Annotated in this window: 20 protein-coding genes; 13 read left to right on the top strand and 7 right to left on the bottom strand. The window is 67.2% G+C overall.

Annotated features, from left to right (window positions below; translation table 11 throughout):
* The first annotated feature begins 4 nt into the window (after positions 1-4).
* The 4 genes from MF609_RS09655 (at position 5) to MF609_RS09640 (ending at position 3,486) form a co-directional block, all read left to right on the top strand.
* Complete coding sequence (locus MF609_RS09655) at positions 5-385, top strand: endonuclease domain-containing protein (protein WP_242416108.1); 381 nt, start codon at positions 5-7, stop codon at positions 383-385.
* A complete protein-coding gene (gene trpA / locus MF609_RS09650) occupies positions 382-1,182 on the top strand; it encodes a tryptophan synthase subunit alpha (protein WP_242416107.1) in 801 nt (266 codons plus the stop codon). Before MF609_RS09655 ends, trpA begins: the two co-directional genes overlap by 4 nt.
* Positions 1,179-2,030, top strand: coding sequence for an acetyl-CoA carboxylase, carboxyltransferase subunit beta (gene accD / locus MF609_RS09645; protein WP_242416106.1), 852 nt, complete (start codon positions 1,179-1,181; stop codon positions 2,028-2,030). The genes trpA and accD overlap by 4 nt, the downstream gene beginning before the upstream one ends.
* 151 nt (positions 2,031-2,181) lie before the next feature.
* Positions 2,182-3,486 carry a bifunctional folylpolyglutamate synthase/dihydrofolate synthase gene (locus MF609_RS09640; RefSeq protein WP_242416105.1) on the top strand — a complete coding sequence of 435 codons (1,305 nt, stop codon included), beginning with the start codon at positions 2,182-2,184 and terminating at the stop codon, positions 3,484-3,486.
* A gap of 228 nt (positions 3,487-3,714) precedes the next feature.
* Here MF609_RS09640 and MF609_RS09635 read toward each other — a convergent pair whose 3' ends face one another.
* The gene (locus MF609_RS09635) at positions 3,715-5,346 is read right to left on the bottom strand and encodes an AmpG family muropeptide MFS transporter (RefSeq protein ID WP_242416104.1); all 1,632 of its coding nucleotides are present in this window, start codon (positions 5,344-5,346) and stop codon (positions 3,715-3,717) included.
* A 129-nt stretch (positions 5,347-5,475) separates the two neighbouring features.
* On the opposite strand from MF609_RS09635, the gene lnt reads away from it, so the two are divergent.
* From lnt to MF609_RS09620, 3 genes are all read left to right on the top strand, one after another.
* Positions 5,476-6,993 carry an apolipoprotein N-acyltransferase gene (gene lnt / locus MF609_RS09630; RefSeq protein WP_242416103.1) on the top strand — a complete coding sequence of 506 codons (1,518 nt, stop codon included), beginning with the start codon at positions 5,476-5,478 and terminating at the stop codon, positions 6,991-6,993.
* Positions 6,994-7,067: 74 nt separating this feature from the next.
* Positions 7,068-8,279, top strand: a complete 1,212-nt coding sequence (metK, locus tag MF609_RS09625) for a methionine adenosyltransferase (RefSeq protein WP_242416102.1) — start codon at positions 7,068-7,070, stop codon at positions 8,277-8,279.
* A gap of 99 nt (positions 8,280-8,378) precedes the next feature.
* On the top strand, positions 8,379-9,458 hold the full coding sequence (locus MF609_RS09620; protein ID WP_242416101.1) for a hypothetical protein: 1,080 nt from the start codon (positions 8,379-8,381) through the stop codon (positions 9,456-9,458).
* A gap of 295 nt (positions 9,459-9,753) precedes the next feature.
* Here MF609_RS09620 and MF609_RS09615 read toward each other — a convergent pair whose 3' ends face one another.
* On the bottom strand, positions 9,754-10,347 hold the full coding sequence (locus MF609_RS09615; RefSeq protein WP_242416100.1) for a phosphatase PAP2 family protein: 594 nt from the start codon (positions 10,345-10,347) through the stop codon (positions 9,754-9,756).
* Positions 10,348-10,430: 83 nt separating this feature from the next.
* Here MF609_RS09615 and trmB point away from each other — a divergent pair, with 83 nt between their 5' ends.
* A complete protein-coding gene (gene trmB, locus MF609_RS09610; RefSeq protein WP_242416099.1) occupies positions 10,431-11,111 on the top strand; it encodes a tRNA (guanine(46)-N(7))-methyltransferase TrmB in 681 nt (226 codons plus the stop codon).
* 6 nt (positions 11,112-11,117) lie between these two features.
* Here the strand turns inward: trmB and MF609_RS09605 are convergent, their stop codons facing one another.
* Genes MF609_RS09605 through MF609_RS09595 form a run of 3 tightly spaced genes read right to left on the bottom strand, consistent with a single transcriptional unit; the run spans position 11,118 to position 13,326 of the window.
* A complete protein-coding gene (locus MF609_RS09605) occupies positions 11,118-11,273 on the bottom strand; it encodes a hypothetical protein (RefSeq protein ID WP_242416098.1) in 156 nt (51 codons plus the stop codon).
* A 55-nt stretch (positions 11,274-11,328) separates the two neighbouring features.
* On the bottom strand, positions 11,329-12,633 hold the full coding sequence (gene pncB, locus MF609_RS09600; RefSeq protein ID WP_242416097.1) for a nicotinate phosphoribosyltransferase: 1,305 nt from the start codon (positions 12,631-12,633) through the stop codon (positions 11,329-11,331).
* 3 nt (positions 12,634-12,636) lie between these two features.
* Positions 12,637-13,326, bottom strand: a complete 690-nt coding sequence (locus MF609_RS09595; protein WP_242416096.1) for an NUDIX hydrolase — start codon at positions 13,324-13,326, stop codon at positions 12,637-12,639.
* Positions 13,327-13,382: 56 nt separating this feature from the next.
* Between MF609_RS09595 and MF609_RS09590 the strand changes: the two genes are divergently transcribed.
* Together MF609_RS09590 and MF609_RS09585 are read left to right on the top strand one after the other, a co-directional pair.
* A complete protein-coding gene (locus MF609_RS09590; RefSeq protein WP_242416095.1) occupies positions 13,383-13,970 on the top strand; it encodes an isochorismatase family protein in 588 nt (195 codons plus the stop codon).
* Positions 13,971-14,073: 103 nt separating this feature from the next.
* Positions 14,074-14,703: a response regulator transcription factor gene (locus MF609_RS09585; RefSeq protein ID WP_242416094.1), complete on the top strand. Its 630-nt coding sequence runs from the start codon at positions 14,074-14,076 to the stop codon at positions 14,701-14,703.
* A gap of 6 nt (positions 14,704-14,709) precedes the next feature.
* Here MF609_RS09585 and MF609_RS09580 read toward each other — a convergent pair whose 3' ends face one another.
* On the bottom strand, positions 14,710-17,952 hold the full coding sequence (locus MF609_RS09580) for an ATP-binding protein (protein WP_242416093.1): 3,243 nt from the start codon (positions 17,950-17,952) through the stop codon (positions 14,710-14,712).
* Between the two features lie 64 nt (positions 17,953-18,016).
* Positions 18,017-19,120, bottom strand: coding sequence for a GNAT family N-acetyltransferase (locus MF609_RS09575; protein WP_242416092.1), 1,104 nt, complete (start codon positions 19,118-19,120; stop codon positions 18,017-18,019).
* Positions 19,121-19,233: 113 nt separating this feature from the next.
* Between MF609_RS09575 and MF609_RS09570 the strand changes: the two genes are divergently transcribed.
* The 3 genes from MF609_RS09570 to MF609_RS09560 all read left to right on the top strand — a co-directional run bounded on the left by MF609_RS09570 (position 19,234) and on the right by MF609_RS09560 (position 22,350).
* Positions 19,234-19,695, top strand: coding sequence for a DUF2721 domain-containing protein (locus MF609_RS09570; protein WP_242416091.1), 462 nt, complete (start codon positions 19,234-19,236; stop codon positions 19,693-19,695).
* Positions 19,692-20,111 (top strand): DUF4345 domain-containing protein, encoded by a 420-nt coding sequence (locus MF609_RS09565; protein WP_242416090.1) that lies wholly within the window; start codon positions 19,692-19,694, stop codon positions 20,109-20,111. The genes MF609_RS09570 and MF609_RS09565 overlap by 4 nt, the downstream gene beginning before the upstream one ends.
* A gap of 340 nt (positions 20,112-20,451) precedes the next feature.
* Complete coding sequence (locus MF609_RS09560) at positions 20,452-22,350, top strand: ribonucleoside-diphosphate reductase subunit alpha (RefSeq protein WP_242416089.1); 1,899 nt, start codon at positions 20,452-20,454, stop codon at positions 22,348-22,350.
* Positions 22,351-22,481: the final 131 nt, after the last annotated feature.

Below are 22,481 nucleotides of genomic sequence, written 5' to 3'. Positions count from 1 at the left end.
GGCAGTGCGCGACGCTCGTTTGACGGAACGCGCCAAGGCAGCGCGCAAGGCTCCTACCCCGGCCGAGCAGAAGCTGTGGTTTGCGCTCAGGGCGGAACGGTTCGCCGGCGTCAAATTCCGCCGCCAGAAGGTGATCGGGCCGTTTATCGCCGACTTTGCGAGCAACGCGCCGAAGCTGGTGGTCGAAGTCGACGGGCACTTGCACGGCGATACCGTCGAGTATGACGCCGAACGCACCGCCTATTTGACCGAGCACGGCTATCGGGTAGTGCGGTTCACCAATGCTGACGTGATGCATAATTTGGAAGGCGTGTTGCGCTTGTTGGAAAGTATCGTGACTCATCCCCTCTCCCAACCCTCTCCCCTGAAGGGGAGAGGGCTTTGAACCGCCTCGCCGCTGCCTTTGCGAAGGGCCGCCCGGCGCTGGTGTGCTTCGTCACCGCCGGCGATCCGACGCCCGATGCCACGCCCGCCATCCTCGACGCGCTGGTCGCGGGCGGGGCGGACGTGATCGAGCTGGGCATGCCGTTCACCGATCCGATGGCGGACGGTCCCGCGATCCAGGCCGCCAATATCCGCAGCCTGAACGCCGGTACGCGCACCGCCGACGTGCTGCGCATCGCGACGGCTTTCCGCGAACGCCACCCCGACGTGCCTTTGGTGCTGATGGGCTATGCCAACCCGATGGTGCGGCGCGGGGCGGAGTGGTTCGCGCAAGGCTGCGTCGCAGCCGGCGTCGACGGCGTGATCTGCGTCGATATTCCACCCGAGGAAGACGACAGCCTCGGCACGACGCTGCGCGCGCACGGCATCGCGCCGATCCGCCTCGCCACGCCGACCACCGATGCGGCACGCCTGCCGCAGGTGCTCGAAGGGGCCGGCGGCTTCCTCTATTATGTCTCGGTCGCGGGGATCACCGGCAAGCAGCAGGCGGTGCAGGCATCGATCGACGAGGCGGTCGCCCGGCTGAAGGCCGCAACCGATCTGCCGATCGCAGTCGGATTCGGCGTGCGCACCCCCGAACAGGCCGCCAATATCGCCCGCGTGGCGGACGGCGTCGTCGTCGGATCGGCGATCGTCGAGATCGTCGCTACACATGGCGCCAATGCCGCCGAACCCGTCCGCACCTATATCGAAAGCCTCGCCACGGCCGTCGCCGCCGCGAGCAGGGAACCCGCATGAGCTGGCTCAACCGCGTCCGTAACGCCCTCCCCTTCGTCGCGCGCAAGGAAACGCCCGACCATCTCTGGCACAAGTGCAAGGGATGCGGGCAGATGATCTTCTCCAAGGAATGGGAAGAGAATCTGCACGTCTGCCCGAAATGCGACCATCATGGCCGCATCGGGCCGAAGGAGCGCTTCGAGCAGCTGTTCGATGCCGGCAGCGTCGAAATTCTGCCGAACCCGAAGGTCGCCGAAGACCCGCTGAAATTCCGCGACAGCAAGCGCTATGTCGACCGGCTGAAGACCGCGCGGACCGACACCGGCGAGCAGGACGCGTATCGCAACGCCTATGGCAAGATCCAGGGCAAGGGCTGCGTCATCGGGGTCCAGAATTTCGCGTTCATGGGCGGGTCGATGGGCCAGTATGTGGGCGAGGCGTTCATCGCCGGCGTCGAGGCGGCGATCGCGCGCGGCGTGCCCTATATCGTCTTCACCGCCAGTGGCGGCGCCCGGATGCAGGAGGGTATCCTCAGCCTGATGCAGATGCCGCGCACGACGGTCGCGATCGAGATGCTGCACGATGCTGGCCTGCCCTATCTGGTGGTGCTGACCGATCCGACCTCGGGTGGGGTCATGGCGGCCTATGCGATGCTGGGCGACGTCCAGATCGCCGAGCCGAAGGCGACGCTGGCCTTCACCGGACGGCGCGTGATCGAAAGCACGATCCGCGAAAAGCTGCCCGACGATTTCCAGACGTCGGAATATTATCGCGACCACGGCCTGATCGACCGCGTGACGCACCGGCGCGACCTGCCGGGCGAACTGGCGCAGCTGATCGAGTTTCTGGGGCGCAAGGAAGCGGCCTGACGCTTAAGCTCCTCCCCGCCCGCGGGGAGGGGGACCGCCGCGAAGCGGTGGTGGAGGGGGACCGCCCCCGCAACGCAACGGTGGTGGAGGTGGATGCCCCCCTCCACCATGCTGCGCATGGTCCCCCTCCCCGTGCCGGGGAGGATTTGGTTTGCCCGATTTCGCTGTCTCGACCGATCCCGCCGTACAGGCGCAGCTCGACCGACTGGTCACGCTATCGCCCGGTGCCGATATTCTCGGCCTCGACCGTATTACCCGGCTGCTGGCGCGGCTGGGCGATCCGCATCTGCGCCTGCCGCCGGTGTTCCACGTCGCCGGCACCAACGGCAAGGGATCGACCTGCGCCTATCTGCGCGCGGCGCTGGAGGCGGCGGGCCAGCGCGTCCATGTCTATGCCAGCCCGCATCTGGTGCGGTTCAACGAACGCATCCGGCTGGCCGGCACGCTTATCGACGATGCCGCGCTCGCCGCCCTGCTGGGCGAAGTGCTGGACGTGGCCGAGGGGATCGGCGCCAGCTTCTTCGAGATCACCACCGCCGCCGCCTTCCTGGCGTTCGCACGGACTCCGGCCGATGCGTGCGTGATCGAGGTGGGGTTGGGCGGGCGACTGGATGCGACCAACGTGCTGCCCGCGCCCGCCATATGCGGCATCGCGGCTCTGGGTATCGATCATGAGGCGTTTCTTGGGTCGTCGCTGATCGGCATTGCGGGCGAAAAGGCGGGCATCGCCAAGCCCGGCGTGCCGGTCGTCACCCTCGCCTATCCCGACGATATCGCGGCGCGGGTGGCGGATACGGTCGCGGCGGCGGGCGGATCGATCGTCGCGCGCGGCGTGACGTGGGACGCCATCAATGGCCAGTATCGCGATGCGCGGGGCAGCGTCGCCCTGCCCGACCCGGCACTGGCCGGACTGCACCAGCGCGACAATCTGGCGCTCGCGACCGCAATGCTGCGGCACCAGTCGGCGGTGGCCGTGCCCGACGACTCGATCGTTGCCGGGGCACGGGCAGCGCGCTGGCCGGCGCGGATGCAGCGGCTGCGCAGCGGCGGGCCGCTGACCGGGCGGGTCGATCCGCGCCACGGCGTGTGGCTGGACGGCGCGCATAATGAATCGGCGGCGATCGAGGTGGCGCGGGTGTGGCCGCGGATCAGCCGGGGCGAACGCTCCGCGCTGGTGCTAGGGATGCTCGCCAACAAGGATGCCGGCGCGGTGCTGCGCCATCTGGCCGAGGCGGTCGACCATGTCGTCGCGGTGCCGGTGCCGGGCCATGCGCATCACGCGCCGGCCGATCTGGCGAAGATGGCGCGGGGCCTAGGTCTCACCGCCGATGTCGCGACCGATCCGGCGGCGGCACTCGACCTGCTCGCCCGGTCGGAGCCGGAGGCGGTGCTGATCGCCGGGTCGCTCTATCTGGCGGGCACCATATTGTCGGCGAATGACGAGGTGCCGGTCTGAATTGGTTCAAGCGGAGGCGCGAAGGCGCAGAGAAGAAGGGGTAGTTTTCGCGCAGAGACGCAGAGGCGCAAAGAGGTTGCGAACCCGGCGAGTGTTACCGATCCGGCGAGGCCTGCTCCTACCTGCGCTCCAGGAACGAGAGCCGCTGTCGCGGCAGGTACAACCTCTCTGCGCCTCCGCGTCTCTGCGCGAACCACGCTCTTCCTGGACTTCGCGCCTCCGCGTGAATCATTCCTTCCGCAGTTCCCGCTTCCACCGCACCCATTCGAGCAGCACGAACACCACCGCGACCAGCCCCAGTGCGGCAGTGAAGCGGAAGACGGGGGCGTAGCCCATCTGCTCGACCGCCTCGCCCAGCCCCGCACGCCCGAGCGATCCGACCAGCAGCGTCAGCGACGACAGCAGGGCGTACTGCACCGCGCTATATTCCTTGCTGGCGATGGACGAGAGATAGGCGACGAATGCCGTGCTGGCCAAACCGCCCGCGATATTCTCGCCCGAGATCGCGATCATCAGCCGCACCATCCGCGCATCGACGCCCAACCCGTGCAGGCCGAGCATGCCCGCCACCGCATCGATCACCGGCGCTCCTGCGGCCAGATCGGCATAGAGCAGGTTGCTGGCCGCCGCGACGATCGCGCCGATCAACAGCGTCGGCATCCGCCCGAGCAGCGCGAACGACACGCCCCCCAGCGATACGCCGAGGATCGTCATGCCGACGCCGAATATCTTCGACGCGAACGCGACCTCGTCGTTCGTGTACTTCAGCTCCTCGAGATAGAAGGGATAGGCGAACGGCCCCCAGATCGAATCGCACAGCCGATAGCTGAGGATCAGGCCCAGCACGATCACCACGCCGAAGCCCAGCCGCCCGACCAGCTCGACCATGGGCAGGATCAGCGCGCGATAGCCATGTTCGACGACACCGGTCGCGGGCGCGGCGTCCTTCGCTTCCCAGCCGAAATAGGCGGCGTTCAGCGCGCGACGGTTGAGCCATGCCGCGACCAGTGCCGGGACCATCACCGTAGCGATGACGATCCACGGCCCGGTCAGGCGGGTGAAATCGCCGACGCTGGGCGGCGTCTCGCCCACCGCCGTAGCCAGCACCCGCGCCATGAACGCGCCGATGGTGACGATCGCCCAGCCCCAACATAATCCGACGATGATGAGGCCGGTGCGCTTGTCCCGCGCACTGGGTCCCGCCACCGCCACGGCATCGTCCTGCACCGCCGGGCGCGGCGTATCGGGCGCGATGAGCGTCACCAGCAACAGCACGGCCATCAGCCCGCCCATCGCGGCATAGACCATCGGCCACCCGATCCGCGCCGCCAGCACCAGCGCCAGCGCGCCGCCGATCAGCGCCGCGAGCCGGTATCCCAGCTGGTAGCTCGACGACAGGATGCCCAGCGTGGCGCGTTCGTCGGCGACATCAATCCGCCAGGCGTCGATCACCACGTCCTGCGTCGCGGCGGCAAAGGCCCCGATCACCGCGACCAGCGCGAACCAGCCGATCGCGCTCGCCGGATCGCTGACGGCGAGCAGCAGGAAGGTCGCGACCAGCCCCGCCTGGCACAGCAGCAGCCACGACCGCCGCCGCCCGAAGCGTTCGAGCAGCGGCAGGCGCAGCCGGTCGACCAGCGGCGACCACAGGAACTTGAACGCCGATACCAGCCCGATCCACGACAGCAGGCCGATGGTGGCAAGGTTGATCTTCGCCTCGCCCAGCCACGCGTTCAGCGTGCCGAGCAACAGGGTGAAGGGCAGCCCCGCCGCCAGACCGAAGGCGAACATCACGCCGGTCTTGCGGTTGTTCAGCCCCATATGGATCAGCGCCAGCCCCTTGGGCGCGGCTTCGGTCATGCAAATACTCCAGGAAGGGGCGCGACCGTAGAAGGGGTTGCGGGTGGCGGCAAGACGGCCCGGCGCGTCGGGCGGCCGGGCGAACGCGCCCTCTTGCACCCGCTTCGCGCACCGGGGATATGCAGCGCCGTGCCCGCTCTCCTCGCCCTGCTCGCCGGCCTGACCTCGGCCCTTGGTTTCGCACCGCTCGGCTGGTGGCCGGTCACGCTCGCCGCGCTGGCGCTGTGGCTGTGGGTCGTCCACCGCGCGCCGACGCTGAAGGGCGCGTTGTGGCGGTCGTGGCTGTTCGGCGTCGCGCACTTCACCATCGGCAACAACTGGATCCAGCACGCCTTCGATTTCCAGGACCGGATGCCGCCGGCGCTGGGCTATGTCGCGGTGGTCGGGCTGGCGCTGTACCTGGCGATCTACCCGATGCTGGCCGGCGGGATCGCGTGGAAGCTGGGGCGGCGGAGCGATCGCCCCGACCTCGCCTATGTCGCGATCGCCGCCGCCGCCTGGCTCGCGACCGAATATGCGCGCGCCGTGGTCTTCACCGGCTATGCGTGGAACCCGATCGGCGTGATCTGGGTCCCGACCCCGCTGCGGCACGTCGCCGCGCTGACCGGTACCTATGCGCTGTCGGGCCTGACCGTGCTGCTCAGCGCGGCGATCCTGCTGCCCCGGTTCAAGGTCCGCGCGGGCGTGATCGTCGTCCTCGCGCTGCTGATGCTGGTGCCCGGCGACCTTGCGCAAACGCCGCCGGCCGTCGCCGCCACCGCGCCGCGCGTCCGCGTCGTGCAGCCGAACTTCCCGCAGGAGGCCGTCCGCAGCCCCGGCTATGACGAACGCCTGCTCGACAAGCAGATCGAGCTGTCCGGCACGCCCGGCCCCGCCCCGCGCCTGGTGGTGTGGCCCGAAGGCACCGTCAATTTCTATCTCGAGGACGGCTATCCCCTCGACTGGTATCGCCAGTCGCCCGTGCTGCTGCGTGCGCGCATCGCCAGCGTGCTCGGCCCGCGCGACGTCGCGCTGGTCGGCGGCACCGCGCTGAACTTCGCGCGCGATGGCCAGCTGGTCGGGGCGGGCAATTCGGTGTTCGCGCTCACCCCCGACACCCGCATCGCCGGCCGCTACGACAAGGCGCATCTGGTGCCGGGCGGCGAATATCTGCCGATGCGATCGATCCTCCAGCCGCTCGGCCTCTCGCGCCTCGTCATGGGCGATATCGACTTCGCCCCCGGCCCCGGTCCGGCGACGCTCACCCTGCCCGGCTTCGGACAGGTCGGGATGCAGATCTGCTACGAGATCATCTTTTCGGGACAGGTCGTCGATCGCGCGCATCGCCCCGCCTTCCTGTTCAATCCGTCGAACGACGCATGGTTCGGCACCTGGGGTCCGCCGCAGCACCTCGCCCAGGCACGGCTCCGCGCGACCGAGGAAGGACTACCGATCCTGCGCGCCACGCCGACCGGCATCTCGGCGGTGATCGACGCCACGGGCGCGCTGGTCGCGACGATCCCGGCGAACCGCGCCGATGCGATCGAGGTCCCGCTGCCCGCCCCCCATGCCCCGACGCTGTTCGCGCGGGTCGGCAACTGGATGGCGCTGCTGGCGATAGTTTTGCTGTCTGCCCTCGCGATTGCCATCCGCCGTCGCGCGCGCTAGGGCAGTGACATAAGGAAAGCTTTATATGCGGCATGGCAACGGCCGCACGCTTTCCCTCTAACCAGAGGAAGTCCATGCGTTCCAATTATCTCTTCACCTCGGAATCGGTATCCGAAGGCCATCCCGACAAGGTCGCGGACCAGATTTCCGATTCGATCGTCGACCTGTTCCTGTCGAAGGACCCCGAAGCGCGCATCGCCTGCGAAACGCTGACCACGACCCAGCTCGTCGTCCTCGCCGGGGAAATCCGCTGCAAGGGCGTGTTCGAAAACGGTGCCTGGGCCGACGGCGCCCAGGAAGAAATCGAGCGCACCGTCCGCGAAACCGTGAAGGCGATCGGCTATGAACAGTCGGGCTTCCACTGGGAAAGCTTCCGCTTCGAAAACAACCTGCACGCGCAGTCGGCGCATATCGCGCAGGGCGTCGACGCGTCGGGCAACAAGGACGAAGGCGCCGGCGATCAGGGCATCATGTTCGGCTTCGCCTGCGACGAAACGCCGGACCTGATGCCGGCGACGCTGGACTATAGCCACAAGATCCTCGCGAAGATGGCGGCCGACCGCCATGCCGGCACCGCGCCGTTCCTCGAACCCGATGCCAAGAGCCAGGTCACGCTGCGCTTCGAAAACGGCAAGCCGGTCGCCGCGACCGCGATCGTCGTCTCGACCCAGCACGCAGCCGGCTATGACAATGGCGACAAGGAAGCCGAGCTTCACAACTATGTGAAGTCGGTCGTCGCCGACGTGCTGCCCGCCGAGCTGCTGTCGGATGCCACCGAATATCACATCAACCCGACCGGCAGCTTCGAAATCGGCGGCCCGGATGGCGACGCCGGCCTGACCGGCCGCAAGATCATCGTCGACACCTATGGCGGCGCGGCCCCGCACGGCGGCGGCGCGTTCAGCGGCAAGGACCCGACCAAGGTCGATCGTTCGGCCGCGTACATCACCCGCTATCTCGCGAAGAACATCGTCGCCGCCGGCCTCGCCAAGCGCTGCACGATCCAGCTCGCCTATGCGATCGGCGTGTCCAAGCCGCTGTCGCTCTACGTCGACACGCATGGCACCGGCACCGTCGCCGACGACGCGATCGAAACCGCGATTGCCGGCATCGAGAAGCTGGGCGGCCTGACCCCGCGCGGCATCCGCACGCATCTCGGCCTCAACAAGCCGATCTATCGCCCGACCGCCGCCTATGGCCATTTCGGCCGCAAGCCCGAAGGCGACCTGTTCCCGTGGGAAAAGACCGATCTGGTCGACGAGCTGAAGGCCGCACTCGCCGCCTGATTGCCCTCGACAGGGTGAAGGAAATGCGGGAGGTTCGCCCAAAGGGGCGGACCTCCCGTTTTCATGTCCGTCCCATTGGGGGGATGGATGCGATACAGGATGAAGCGGCTGCTCGTCGGCGGCCTGTTGGCGACGATGCTGGCTCCGGCGCTGCCGGCGACCGCACAGATGCAGAAATCGGAACTTCGCGCCTCGGCCGGCAAGCCCTATCGATTTCGCCATAGCAAGCTGGTCGTACCCGCGACCCTCGACGGCATTCCGCGCACCTCGATCGAACAGTTCGGCACCGACGAACTCGACGTATTCGCCCGCTACGCCCGCGACAGCGATCTCATCACCGTCTACGTCTATCGCAAGGTCGGTGGCGCGGTGCCGGTCTGGTTCGATCGCGCGCGGGCGTCGATCGAGGGACGCAGCGAGATGTTCGGTACGGTGACGCCGTCGGTTATGCCCGCCGCCTTCACGCCCCCCGGACAGGCGAACGCCAGCGGCCTGGTCGGCGGATGGACGGTGACGAAGCCGCCCTATCGCGGGACTGCGCTGGCATTGTTGCCGATGGGCGATTGGCTGGTGAAGACCCGCTACAGCTCGACCACGCTCGACGGCCCGGCACTTGTCGCGCGGATGCCGACGCTGCTTGCCGCGCTGGATTGGACGCGGACGCCCGCCGCTACAGCACCGGCTGCGGCTCCCGTCACCGACTGCGCGACGCCGCTCGCTTTCCCGGTCACCGCCCAGGTCGTCCGCGACGAAAAGATGCTGTCGATGGCGGCACTGACTGCGGGGCTGCTGTCGTCGGCGGCCGCACGCGCCAGTGCGAAGCTGGCCACCCCCGCACCGGTCCCGCGCTGGTGCCGCGACACCGGCCCGGCCCCGGTCGGCGGTGTCTATCGCCCGGACGCGGCGATGGACCGGTATCTGCTGGCATTCAGCGACTCGGGGCGTGGCGTCTGGGTCGCGCCTGACGAGCTGGGACCGCTGCTGAGCGAAGGATCGTCGCCACAATGGTCGATCCAGTTGCTGGACATGGGCCAGACCACCGCCTTCCCGCCGATGACGGCCCTGCCGCGCCCCGATCAGGTCGCCACCGCGCTGGAAGGCCCGATGCTGTCCAGCACCACGACCTGGGGCCGCAAGACGCAGGTGAACGTCAATTCCGACTTTATGAAGGGTTCGTGATCGGGGCGTGCGCTTTCCTACACGCCGCCATCCTGCCATGCTCGACGCGGTTTGTCGGACAGGGCGAACCGCCCGGTCGTGGCGATATCTGCACTCGCGCGCAAAATGCGGCGAGTGTGAACTTTGTGAACTTTGACCGATCAGATGTGCCTAGGATACTGTAAAAAAACGATATCTTATGGCGGATCATGCGCGGACCGGCGGCGCGACATGTCGACACGATAATCCATATCGATCGGTTCGGACCGGCTCCAGGGCGACGCCGAAGCAGGACGAATTGCCGAAGCTGGGAGCGCTACTTGCCGCCCGGCAACACCCGCGCGACGATCGCCTCCGCTGCCCAGCCGATCACGGCCCCTGCCGCGACGTCGATCGGGAAGTGCGTGCCGCGCGGGACCTGGATCGCGGCGATGCCGGCCGCCGCCGCCTGTACCGGGCCGGCTGCGCCGGGATATTCGCGGGCAACTGCCCGTGCCACCGCGACGGCGCCGGCGGTATGGCCGGACGGGAAGGAGTTTTGCGGCCCTTCGTCCCGGTCACCGGGGGTCGGGCGATGCTCCTGCCGGCTGGCGAACAGGTTCGGCCGCGCCCGGTCGACATGATGCTTGATTGCCGCCTTGGCCAGCGTGGCCAGCCCGTGTGCCGCCAGCATCCTGACGCCGGTCCGCGTCAGCCGCCGGTCCTGCGCGATCAGCCCGGCGGCGATGGTGATCAGGTTGATCGCGACCATAGGCGGCTGGTCGGCAACCTCGCTGATCGCCCCGGCGAGCTTCACGACCGGATGATGCCGCAGCTCCGCCGCGACGCCATGGCCGACATCGATATCGGCATCGACCAGCTGCTTCGCCCCGCGTTTGGCCTCGCGCCTGGCCTGCTTCTTCTTGCCCATCGCGCTCCAACCCGCGGCGACCGGGGAAGCTCCCCGTCGACACGACTTGTCGACACGTCATCCGGGCGGGTAGGAGCGCGGCGATGAACGATCCCACTACCATCCGCCGCCTCTATGGTCGTCGCCAGGGGCACAAGCTGCGCCTGGGGCAGGCCGCCCTGGTCGAGGAACTGCTGCCGCAGGTCTCGGTGCCGGAGGACGGCCCGCTCACATCGCAGGTCCTGTTCGGCGACGACCGCCCGGTCGAGGTGGAAATCGGCTTCGGCGCGGGCGAGCATCTGGCGGGACAGGCCGGCGCCCGGCCGCATCATGGCTTTGTCGGTTGCGAACCGTTCCTGAACGGCGTCGTCGGCGCGCTGAACCACATCCGCGACGACGCACTCGGCAATGTCCGGCTGCACATGGGCGACGCGCTGGAGGTGATCGAACGCTTCCCCGATGCCGGGCTGGAACGCGTCTATCTGCTCCACCCCGATCCGTGGCCCAAGGCGCGCCATGCCAAGCGACGGATGATGAACCACGGGCCGATGGACCTGATTGCGAAGAAGCTGCGGCCGGGCGGCGAATTTCGCCTGGGCACCGACGACCCGACCTATTGCCGCTGGGCGATGATGATCATGGACCAGCGCCGCGACTTCGTATGGCAGGCACAGACAGCGGCCGACTTCCTCACCCGCCCCGCCGACTGGCCCGAAACCCGCTACGAACGCAAGGCCCGGCGGCAGGGGCATGAGGTCTGGTATTTCCGCTACGTGCGGGTCTGATCCGGCTCAGGTCAGCGACGACTTGCGCGGCGGGTAGTCCTCGCGCGCGTCATGCGGCTGATCGCGGTCCAGCGTGTCGCCGGGACGGCGGGCATCACCGTCCTGCTGATGATCGACGGACAGGTTGGCGTCGCCGTCGGTCGGGGTCTCGGGATCGGGCATGGTCACTCTCCTCATCCCTCCAATGCGCGCGGCGCGGCGGACGTTCCCTTGCCCGCTATACCGCGACCGGGCTGGCGACCCGGCCGCCTTCGCCGAAGATGCGGAGGTAGCGGGCAATATCGGCAGGATCGCCGGTCGCCTTGGCCGGATTGTCCGACAGCTTGACCGCCGGGCGGCCATTGGCGCCGATGACCTTGCACACCAGCGAGATCGGCTCCAGCCCCTCGCCGCCCAGCGGATCGCAGCCGCGGAAGTCGTTGGTGAGGTTGGTGCCCCAGCCGAAGCTCATCCGCACCCGGCCGTGAAAATGGCGATAGGTCGCAAGGATGCTGTCGACATCCATCCCGTCGGAGAAGATCAGCAGCTTCGACCGGGGATCGACGCCCTGTTCCTCCCACCAGCGCAGGATCTGTTCGCCCCCTTCGATCGGCGGCATACTGTCGGGACGGAAGCCGGTCCACTCGGCCAGCCAGTGCGGCGCGTTGCGCAGGAAGGCGGTGGTGCCGAACGCATCGGGCAAGGCGATCAGCAGGTTGCCGCCATAATGCCGCCGCCATTCCTCCAGCACCCGGTACGGCGCGGCGGCGATGCCGGCATCGTCGTCGGCCAGCGCCGCCTCCACCATCGGCAGTTCGTGGGCGTTGGTGCCGATCGCCTCGACGCCGGCCTGCATCGCCAGCAGCACGTTGGAGGTGCCGACGAACCGGTCGCCCAACCCTTCCTGCAACGCCTCCACGCACCAGCGCTGCCACAGGAAGCCATGCCGCCGCCGCGTACCGAAGTCGGACAGGACGAGGTCGGGCAGCTCCGCCAGTCGCTCGACCTTGTCCCACAGCCGCGCCTTGGCCCGGGCATAGGTCACGTCGAGCGCGAACCGGCCATGGTCGCGCAGCGCCGCCCGTGCGCGCAGCTCGTTGAGGATGGTGAGCGCCGGGATTTCCCATAACGACGTCTCCGCCCATGGCCCCTCGAAATGCAGTTCGTACTGGCCGTCGCGGACCGACAATTCATAGGGCGGCAGGCGAAAGCGGCTGAGCCAGTCGATGAAATCCGGCGCGAACATGCGGTCGACACCGTAGAAGCTGTTACCCGCCAGCCAGATCAGCTCCTGCTTCGAGAAGGCGACGGTCCGGGCATGGTCCAGCTGCGCGCGGAGTTCGCCTTCGTCGATGACCTCGGCCAGCCGCACCGACTTGCTGCGGTTGATGACGGCGAAGGTCGCGCGGACGTCCGGGTGGACGTGGCGGATCATCTGCACCATCAGCAGCTTGTAGAAATCGGTGTCGAGCAGGCTGCGCACCACCGGGTCCAGGCGCCAGCCATGATTCCACACCCGGGTCGCGATATCGGTCATTACCATCGATCAGCCTTTCGAACGGCACACATATAGTTCAGCCGGACGGAATGCCCGCCCCGCCTCATATTCCCCCGTGCCATGCAGTTCGCCGCGCTCCAGCATCCGGCGACGGAAGCCGGGCTTGTTGAGCGGGCGCCCCGATACCGCCTCATGCACCTCCTGCAACTCGCGCAGGGTGAAGCGATCGGGAAGCAGGGCGAAGGCGGCATCGTCGATCGTCGCGCGCAGCCGCTCCAGCGTCAGTCCCACGATAGCGGCATGGTCGAACGCCAGCCGTAGCGGCTGGTCCGCCAGCTGGATGGCGCCCGTCGGGGCGATCGTCGCAAGGCACTGCCCCTCACCCGGTCGCAGCGCGACCATCGCCGCCGGGTCGAGCAGGACGCGATAGGCGATGGTGATGATCCGCATCCGGGGATCGCGGTCGACCGCACCGAAGCAATGGACCTGTTCCGGCGCGACCCCGACCAGCCCGGCCTTGTCGCGCAGCACCCGCTCGGCCGCGACCTCCGGCGATTCGTCCATCCGCACGAAGGTGCCGGGCAAGGACCAGTCGCCGAAAAATGGGTGCTGATACCGCCGCGAAAGCAGGACGACCAGTTGACCGTCCATCATGCCGAAGGTGACGCAATCGACCGCCACCGAGGGTCGGTCATACCGATCCGGGTCGTAGCCATGCAGGAACGCCGCCTCTTCCATTCGCTTTACATATATCCTCTATACATATATGTAAAGCGCATGGAGGTGTACCGAAGATGCGTGATCTGATCCTCGTCGTGGATACCCAGGCCGATTTCATGCTGCCCGATGGCGCGCTTCCCGTGCCCGGTGCGGATTCGATCGTGACGCCGCTCAGCGAATGGCTTGCCCGGCGGACGCCAGCGGATACGGCCGCCATTGTGTTCACCTTCGACACGCATTTCGCCGACACCTATCCCGGCAGCGCCGAGGCCGCGCTGTTCCCGATCCATTGCGTCAAGGGAACAGACGGCTGGCGCAACCTGCTCGATCCGCAGTCGGTGCCGGCCGCCATCACGTGCCGAACACTCGAAAAGGGCGTGTTCGACATGTGGGCCGAGGACGGGTTGGTGCTGCGCGATGCGCATGGCAAGTCGCCGCCGGTGGCACGCGACCCGTTCTTCGACGAACTTCGCCGTCAGGGAGTCGAACGGGCGGTGGTCGTCGGGGTCGCTGCCGATTACTGCGTACGCTGGGCGATCGACGGACTGGTACGTCGGGGGTTTTCCGTCACCGTGCCGGAAAGCCTTACCCGCGGGATCGAACGCTCCATCGGTCAGGTACTTCTGGACGACTTTGCCGAACTTCCCGTTTCGATCCAGTAGGCCTCAATTACTTTCGCAATGGCAAGTCCTTGTTAGTGGCTACGACATAAGAGTGTGTTAGAAGCCGCCCTGAAACAGCAAGCACCCCAGCAAGGGATTGTGAATGCCTCATATTCTCGTCGCAGACGACCATCCGATGTGTGCGACGGCATTGGGGATGGCGGCACGGGCAGTCGATTCCGGCATCACCAAGGATTGCGTGACGACGCTGGCCGAGGCGGAAGCTCTGGTCCGCCGGACCGATTACGACCTGGTCCTGCTCGACCTGATGCTACCCGATGTGCAGGGGTTCGCCGGGCTGGCGATGTTGCGCGCGATCCGCCCGACCGCCGCGATCGCCATCGTGTCCGGCCGCGAGGAACCGGCCGTCGTCGCACAGGCGCACGCGCTGGGGGCCAGGGGTTTCATCCCCAAATCCTCGACCATCGACCAGATGATCGACGCGATCCGCAAGCTGCTCGACGGGCAGGACTGGATGCCTGAGGGGATCGCCGATGCCGCGCAGGAGGATCGTCGCGTCGACCTGGCGGAACGGATGGGCACGCTGTCGATCGCGCAGCTGCGCGTGCTGCGGGCGATCGTGAACGGGCATCAGAACAAGCAGATCGCCTATGATCTGCAACTGGCCGAACCGACGGTCAAATCGCACCTCTCGGCGATCTTCCGCAAATTGGGCGTCAGCAACCGGACACAGGCCGTACTGGCGTTGCAGGCATTCGACGCCGAGAACTGATCCCGGTCAGGCCGCGCTGCGCATCGCGGCTTCGGCTGCATCGATCACATCCTGCGCACAACGATCCAGACGGTCGATCACCGCCTGATCGACGGTGACGTCGTCCGCGATGCGTTCGATCTCCGCCAGCGCGGCGATCAGGTGCGCCGCACCCATGCTTGCCGCCGCGCCATGAAAGGCATGGGCCTCTCGCCGGGCGAGATTGTTGCGACCTTGCGCCAACAGTGTCCGCAACCGTGCCGGCACCCGCCGCGCATCGTCGATCAGCAGCGTCAGCAGGGTGTCGCGCTGTTCCGGTCCCAGCGCATCGGTCAGCGCCCGGATACGAACCGGATCGATGGCGTTGGCGGACCGCGTGGCCGGGGCGGGCCGGCTCGGCACGACCGCGGTCTGGTTCAGCAACGCGCTCAACTGCGCCATGTCGACCGGCTTGGTCAGCACGCCGTTCATTCCGGCCCGGGTGATGTCGGACCGCCGGTCGTCCGACAGGTCGGCGGTGATGGCGTGGATCGGTACCGCCGCCCCCGCCCCGCCCCATGCCCGGATGGCGCGGGCCGCGGCGATACCGTCCATCACCGGCATCTGGACGTCCATCAGCACCAGATCGACCGGATTGCCGGCAGGTGCCGTGACATATTCGACGGCACGCGCACCATGTTCGACCGTCACCACCCGATGCCCCAGCCGCCGGACGATTTCCGCCAGCAGGTGGCGGTTGACGTCATTGTCCTCCGCCACCAGCACGGTCAGCGCTGGCCGATTCCCGGCTTTCACGGCTGCAGCGGTATCGAACGGTCCCGCCGCCCCGACACCGACCCCGGTTCTGGCAGGGGGCAGCGGAATGTCGAACCAGAACCGGGACCCCGCACCGGGGCGGCTGGCGACCTGGATCGTGCCGCGCATCGATTCGACCAGCATCCGGCTGATGCTGAGGCCGAGGCCGGTGCCGCCATAGCTGCGCGTCGTCGACGCATCGGCCTGTACGAAGGGTTCGAAGATCGCCTCCAGCCGGTCGCTGCGGATGCCGACGCCGGTATCCGCGACCTCGAAATGCCACAGGTCACCGCTGCCATGCGATGCGGCGATCCGGATCGAGCCGGCGCGGGTGAACTTGATCGCATTGCCGACCAGGTTGGTCAGCACCCGCTGCAACCGCGCCGGATCGCCGATCACCTGGCCCGGCGTCGCTGCCACTTCAACCGACAGCGCGTGGTTGCACGCTTCGGCAGCGAACAGGTCCGCGACCGTCCGCAGCAAGTCCCGCGGCTCGAACGCGATCGCCTCCAGACTGCCATGTCCACCCTCCAGTTTCGAGAAGGTCAGCACGTCGTCGACGATATCCGACAGCGTGCGCCCGGCAGTCTCCAGCGAATCGAGATGCCGCATCCGTTCGGCACGGTCCGGCGTGTCGCGCAGCAGCTGTACCGCCGCCAGGATCGAGGTAAGCGGTGTGCGGATTTCGTGGCTGATCGTCGCGGTGAAGGTCGCCTTGGCCGCCAGCGCGCGTTCCGCCTCCTCGCGGGCCGCACGCAGGTCGGTGATTGCCGCAACATGTTCGGTAACGTCCTGGAATACGCCGAACAGCCCGACGATGCCCGCGCCCGGCGCGGTTTCCGCCTGTCCCCGCGACCGGACGTAGCGGATTTCGCCCGTCGGCCGAACGATGCGGGCGTCGAATTCGAACGTACCGCCGTTGGCGATCGCCATGCTGATCCGGTCGCGGACCGCGGCGCGGTCGTCGGGATGGTAAGAGCGGATCGCGGCGGCGATCCCGGGTTCCCTGTCCCCGTCATAGCCATGAATGCGAAACACCTCGGGCGACCAGAACAGCCGCCAGTCGGCGAGGTTCAGCCGCCAGTGGCCGATACCGGCGGCACTTTCGGCCATCGACAGCAACCGCTGCTGCTCTTCCAGCTCGTCCAGCGATGTGACCGCGACGCGCTCCGCCGAGCGCCGGTCGGCGATGTCGCGGATCGATCCGATCACCTCGGCCGTCGCGGGATCGTCGCCGACCAGCCGGAACGCCCCTTCCAGCCAGAGATAGCGGCCGTCGCTATGCCGCATCCGGTATCGCACGACGACGCTGCCCCCGGTCGGGACCAACGCCGCGAGGCTGCGCCGCACCCGGTCGCGATCGTCTGGATGGATCAGCTGGAACGGGCTTTGGCCCAGCATCTTTTCGGGCGGATAGCCAAGTAGCCGCTGCGAACCGGAAGACGCATAGCGCCGCAGTCCATCGGGGCCGAGGCGGATGATGAGATCGGTCGAATGATCGGCCAGCAACCGCAGATGCCGTTCGTTGTCGCGAATCTCCTTCAGGCCCCGCGATTGTTCATACACCAACGCGGCGACGGGAAAGGCGGTCAGCGTGAAGGTGCCGACGAACAGCTGAAGATACAGGATGCGGACGGTGTCCGAAACCTGCAGGTCGGCGATCGGCCCGATGCCGTTCAACGTGCAGATGGTGGCCACGATGCTGACCGCCACGGTCGATGCCGCCGCTCCGACGAAGCGATACAGCAACGCTGAAAATACGCCACAGGGCAGGAGCAGGAACAGGATCGGATAGCTGCTCATCGTGAAGATGGCGCCGGCCAGCGTGGTGGTCAGTGCGATCCCTGCGACGACGGCGGGGGACAGCAGCCTTATCTCCTCCGCCAGCGCCTGCTTGGTCGCCTTCAGTGCCGGCAACAAGATGATCAGCCCCATCGCGTTGGCGGCGAACCATTGCAACACCCCGGTCGACTGGACCGCACCGAACATCAGCAACTGGAACTGCACGAACAGCGCCGTGATCAGTCCCGCTCCGCCCAGCGCGATCAGGACGATCGTCGCATAGCCGCGCAACAGGCGCGGATCGGGATGGGCAAGGCGGATCATCGATGCGACGACGGTGATGCTCACAAGGTCGACCAGCCCATAGCCGACCATCAGCGCCGGCGTGGCATAGCCCCACCCATTGGCGAGAATGAGGGCGACCGCCGTGACGGTCAGCAGCGGCGGCCATTGTGCGCGGGGCCGTCGGATCAGCGTGGCGATGGCGATGGGGTTGGCCACCCATATCAGCTCCGCGCCGTCGAGCCATTGGCGGGCACACAGCATCAGTGCGGCAAGCAGATAGATCAGCAGGCCGTAGGCGACCAGCAGCGCCGCCTTTCCCATCGGCGTAAGCCGCTGGAACGAGGACGATATTGCCCATGCGTGCCGCTGCGACGCCATGGCATCGGATGTTCCTGATTCGCCGGTCATGCGCAATGCTACTTAGGATGCAGGTGGTGGGCGATCCGGTGTCGGCAGCGGCGGTTCGAGCGCGTCACTCCGCCGCCGACGGATCGCCCTCCGGCTGCGCGGCGTGCCCGCTCTTCTCCCAACGCCGTGCCAGCACCCGCCCGGCCAGTGCCGGCAGGCCCGGCGGCAGGAACAGCCAGTCGCGGATCGCCGGACCGCGATCGGCCCCGATCGTCCGCTTGTAGCCGCTATCCCCCGCGCCCCAGTCGACCCGGCGCATCCCGTCGTCCAGCGCGCGGACGAGGTTGCGATAGTAGAGCAGCCGTCCCGGCGAATGCTTAGCGAAACGGACGTCGTAGCTGTTGGCGATCGCATATTTCAGCGTGCCGGCGTTAAGGTCGAACGAGAATGCCGCCGGTTGCCCGTCCATGTGCAATAGCGCCGCCCACAACATGTCGGCGATGACCGGGTCGGTCGCCGCGCTGCGCCAGAAACGCCCATGGCCACCGGCGGTGAACTTGGCATCGCGTCCGTCGGTGCGCTCGGTGATCCAGCTTGCGTCCTCGATCGTCGCCAGCGCGTCGAACAGGTCCGGCGTCCAGTCGCGGCCGGATACGAAGGACCATTCGGGCACCCCGTTCGTCGCCAGATGCTTTTCGTTGAAGCGATTCTTGCGCAGCGTCGAATTGCGCGGCCACGCCCCATCCGCGCGCAATGCCGCCATGTCGAGCAGATAGCTGTCGGCGATGAACCGCGGCATCGCCCGCCAGCCCGCGCGCGCGGCGGCACTCCGCAGGCCTTCGAGCAGCGGATCGCCATCATAGACCGGCCCCAGCCGGAAACCGCGAGTCGCGCGACGGGCGCCGTCCAGCAGCGCGGCGAAGTCGGCGGCATCCGCGTCCGCCGCGACCGGGGCACTGCGGAACGGCCAGTAACAACCCGGCACCTGCCGCAGGCCCAGCCATGCCGGCCCCAAAGCGATCAGCGGCAGCGCGATGACCGCCGCGCCGGCACGGTCGACCACCAGCGTGCGCGCCTCGCCCCCATAGCTCTCCACCGCCGCCACGAACCATTGGCGGCGCAGGAAGCGATGCGTTTCCGCCGCCATGGCGGCCACGGCGTCGAGCGAGTCGGCGAGGCCGTCGACGACGCGAACGGAGGGAGCGGTAACGACGGGCGGGGACAGCATGAAAGTGCTTTGCCACGAACCTGTTACGATCCGGTAGCCGTAACGACGTACCGTCCGCGACCGACCCGGCCCGTGGCCTTGCTCCCATCGGGTACGCACGGCATATCTGCCGCGTGGAATTCGAACCTGTCCTGTCGACCGTCGCCAAGACGATCCAGACCGCCATCGCCCCGGTCTTCCTGCTGGCCGGGATCGGTGCGATCCTGAACGTGATGGTCGGTCGGCTCGCCCGGATCGTCGACCGCGCCCGTGACCTCGAAAGATTGCATCCCAGTTCGACCGGTCCCGAACATGCGCGCCACGTCTTCGAACTGCGCCTGCTCGACCGGCGCATCCGCATCATCAACAATGCGGTGTTCCTGGTCGTATTGTCGGCGGTCGCCAACTGCACCGTCGTCGCGATGCTGTTCATCGCCGAGTTGCTCGACCTGGGACTCGGCAAGGCGGTCGCGATCAGCTTCGTGCTGTCGATGGTGCTGCTGATCGGCGGGCTGGTCTGGTTCCTGTTCGAGGTCCGGCTGTCGGTCCACGCCATCCGCGTGCGCTCCGAACTCCTCGAGCGCGAACGCGGGTGACGCCCCGGCGCGAACGTACCCTGTTGCAGGCAGTGGTCGCGCTGGTCTGCATCGTGCCGTTCGGCGCATCGCTGACCGGCATCCTGCTGGGCGCGGCGTGGCTGCAACCGGCACCGGCCACCGACATGGACAGCCATTTCCGCTATCTCTCCGGCTTGTTCCTCGCCATGGGCATCGCGTTTGCCAGCTGCATCCCGAGGATCGAGCACAAGGGCGGCCGGTTCCGCCTGCTGGGGATGATGGTCATCTTCGGCGGATTCGCGCGACTGTTTTCGCTGTCTTCGGTCGGAGTGCCGTCGACCGGGCATGTCGTGGGCCTGTGCATCGAACTGATCGTCGTGCCGCTGGTGCTTGCATGGCAGACGCGAGTGGCGGCGCGGTGCCGGAGCGACGCGCGGGACACGCATCGAAGCTGAATCGGTTCCGCCCGGCGGGGGGATTGCCACGCTCCAAATTTTTCTACGTTCGGCGAATGTTCGCTTGCATTTCTCGAACCCGGCCTTTCCCGCCGCGTCGCGCCCGATCCGGTCGCGCACCAGCCCCTTCGGGCAATCGCATGACGGATTTAGCGACTTGCGCGTCGGTCCGTTTGCTACAATTAGTAGCGCCAGACGCGGGTAACGCCCCACAATTAGTATGCGACCCGCTTTCCCCGGCCGGACGCTCCCGGATACCAAATCCGGTAGAACAGGCTGGCGGACAGGACGAAATCAACCGGGGCATTGCCCCGTGACAGAACACATGAGGAACGGGACGATGACCTTTCAGGATAGTCAGGACGCCCAGATGAACGAGCTGCAATTCGCCGATCCGGCCCCCGCCACCCCGGCCCCGGAGCGTACCAGCCGCACGGTCGATGCGCTGCTGCACGCGGTCGAGGTCGACCATTCGCGCGACGCGCTGCTGACCGATTTCGGCAAGGATACGCTGAAGGACCGCTATCTCCTTCCCGGCGAATCCTATCAGGACCTGTTCGTCCGCGTGGCGTCGGCCTATGCCGACGACGCCGCCCATGCGCAGCGGCTGTACGACTATATCTCGAAGCTGTGGTTCATGCCCGCGACGCCGGTCCTGTCGAACGGCGGCACCGGGCGCGGCCTGCCGATCAGCTGCTATCTCAACTCGGTCCCCGACAGCCTGGAAGGCATTGTCGAGACGTGGAACGAGAATGTGTGGCTGGCGTCGCGCGGCGGCGGCATCGGCACCTATTGGGGCAGCGTGCGCGGCATCGGCGAGCCGGTCGGCCTGAACGGCAAGACCAGCGGCATCATCCCGTTCGTCCGCGTCATGGATTCGCTGACGCTGGCCATTTCGCAGGGCTCGCTGCGCCGCGGGTCGGCGGCCTGCTATCTCGACATCAGCCACCCGGAGATCGAGGAGTTCCTCGAAATCCGCAAGCCCAGCGGCGACTTCAACCGCAAGGCGCTGAACCTGCACCATGGCGTGCTGATCCCCGACGCGTTCATGGAAGCGGTGCGCGACGGCGCCGAATGGGAGCTGAAGAGCCCCAAGGACGGGTCGGTGCGCGGCAAGGTCGACGCGCGCTCGCTGTTCCAGAAGCTGGTCGAGACCCGCCTGGCGACCGGCGAGCCATACATCGTGTTCAGCGACCATGTGAACAACACGATGCCCAAGCATCATCGCGACCTGGGCCTGAAGGTATCGACGTCGAACCTGTGCAGCGAGATCACGCTGCCGACCGGTACCGATCACCTCGGCAAGGACCGCACCGCCGTGTGCTGCCTGTCGTCGCTGAACCTCGAAACCTGGGACGAATGGAACGGCGACAAGCGGTTCATCGAGGACGTGATGCGCTTCCTCGACAACGTGCTGACCGACTATATCGAGCGTGCGCCGGACGAAATGGCCCGCGCCCGCTATTCGGCGAGCCGCGAGCGGTCGGTCGGCCTGGGCGTCATGGGCTTCCACTCGTTCCTGCAGGCGCGCGGGCTGCCGTTCGAGGGCGCGATGGCGAAGGCATGGAACCTCAAGATCTTCCGCCACGTCAATGCGCAGGTGAACGAGGCGTCGATGCACCTCGCCAACGAGCGCGGCCCCTGCCCCGACGCGGCCGACATGGGCGTGATGGAGCGGTTCAGCTGCAAGATGGCGATCGCGCCGACCGCGTCGATCAGCATCATCTGCGGCGGCACCAGCGCCTGCATCGAACCGATCCCGGCGAACATCTATACCCACAAGACGCTCAGCGGCTCGTGGTCGGTCAAGAACCCGTATCTCGAAAAGCTGCTGATCGCGAAGTCGAAGAACAGCGATGCGGTATGGAATTCGATCCTCGAGCGCGGCGGATCGGTGCAGCATCTCGATTTCCTGACCCAGGAAGAGAAGGACACTTACAAGACCAGCTTCGAGATCGACCAGCGCTGGCTGCTCGAACTGGCCGGCGACCGTGCGCCGTTCATCGATCAGGCGCAGTCGCTGAACCTGTTCATTCCGGCCGATGTCGAGAAGTGGGACCTGCTGATGCTCCACTATCGCGCGTGGGAGCTGGGCATCAAATCGCTCTATTACCTGCGGTCGAAGTCGGTGCAGCGCGCCGGGTTCGCCGGTGGGGTCGAGGCGGACAATACGTCGGAACTGGCCAAGTTCGATCTGGGCGAGAGCACGGACTATGATGAGTGCCTGGCCTGTCAGTGAGCGGACCGCCGCCCGTTGCGCAAGCAACGGGCGGACAGGTCACGGCGGGCAGCAGGGTCGCGTAGCGATCCTGTCTGACGGCGTGACTGCCATGGCGGAACGGGCCACGAAAAAGGGGGCCAGAAGCCCCC

It is taken from the genome of Sphingomonas panni, assembly GCF_022664435.1.
Taxonomy (GTDB): Bacteria; Pseudomonadota; Alphaproteobacteria; order Sphingomonadales; family Sphingomonadaceae; genus Sphingomonas; species Sphingomonas panni.
The sequence above is the reverse complement of the archived record's forward strand: the minus strand, read 5'-3'. Positions and strand labels throughout refer to the sequence as shown.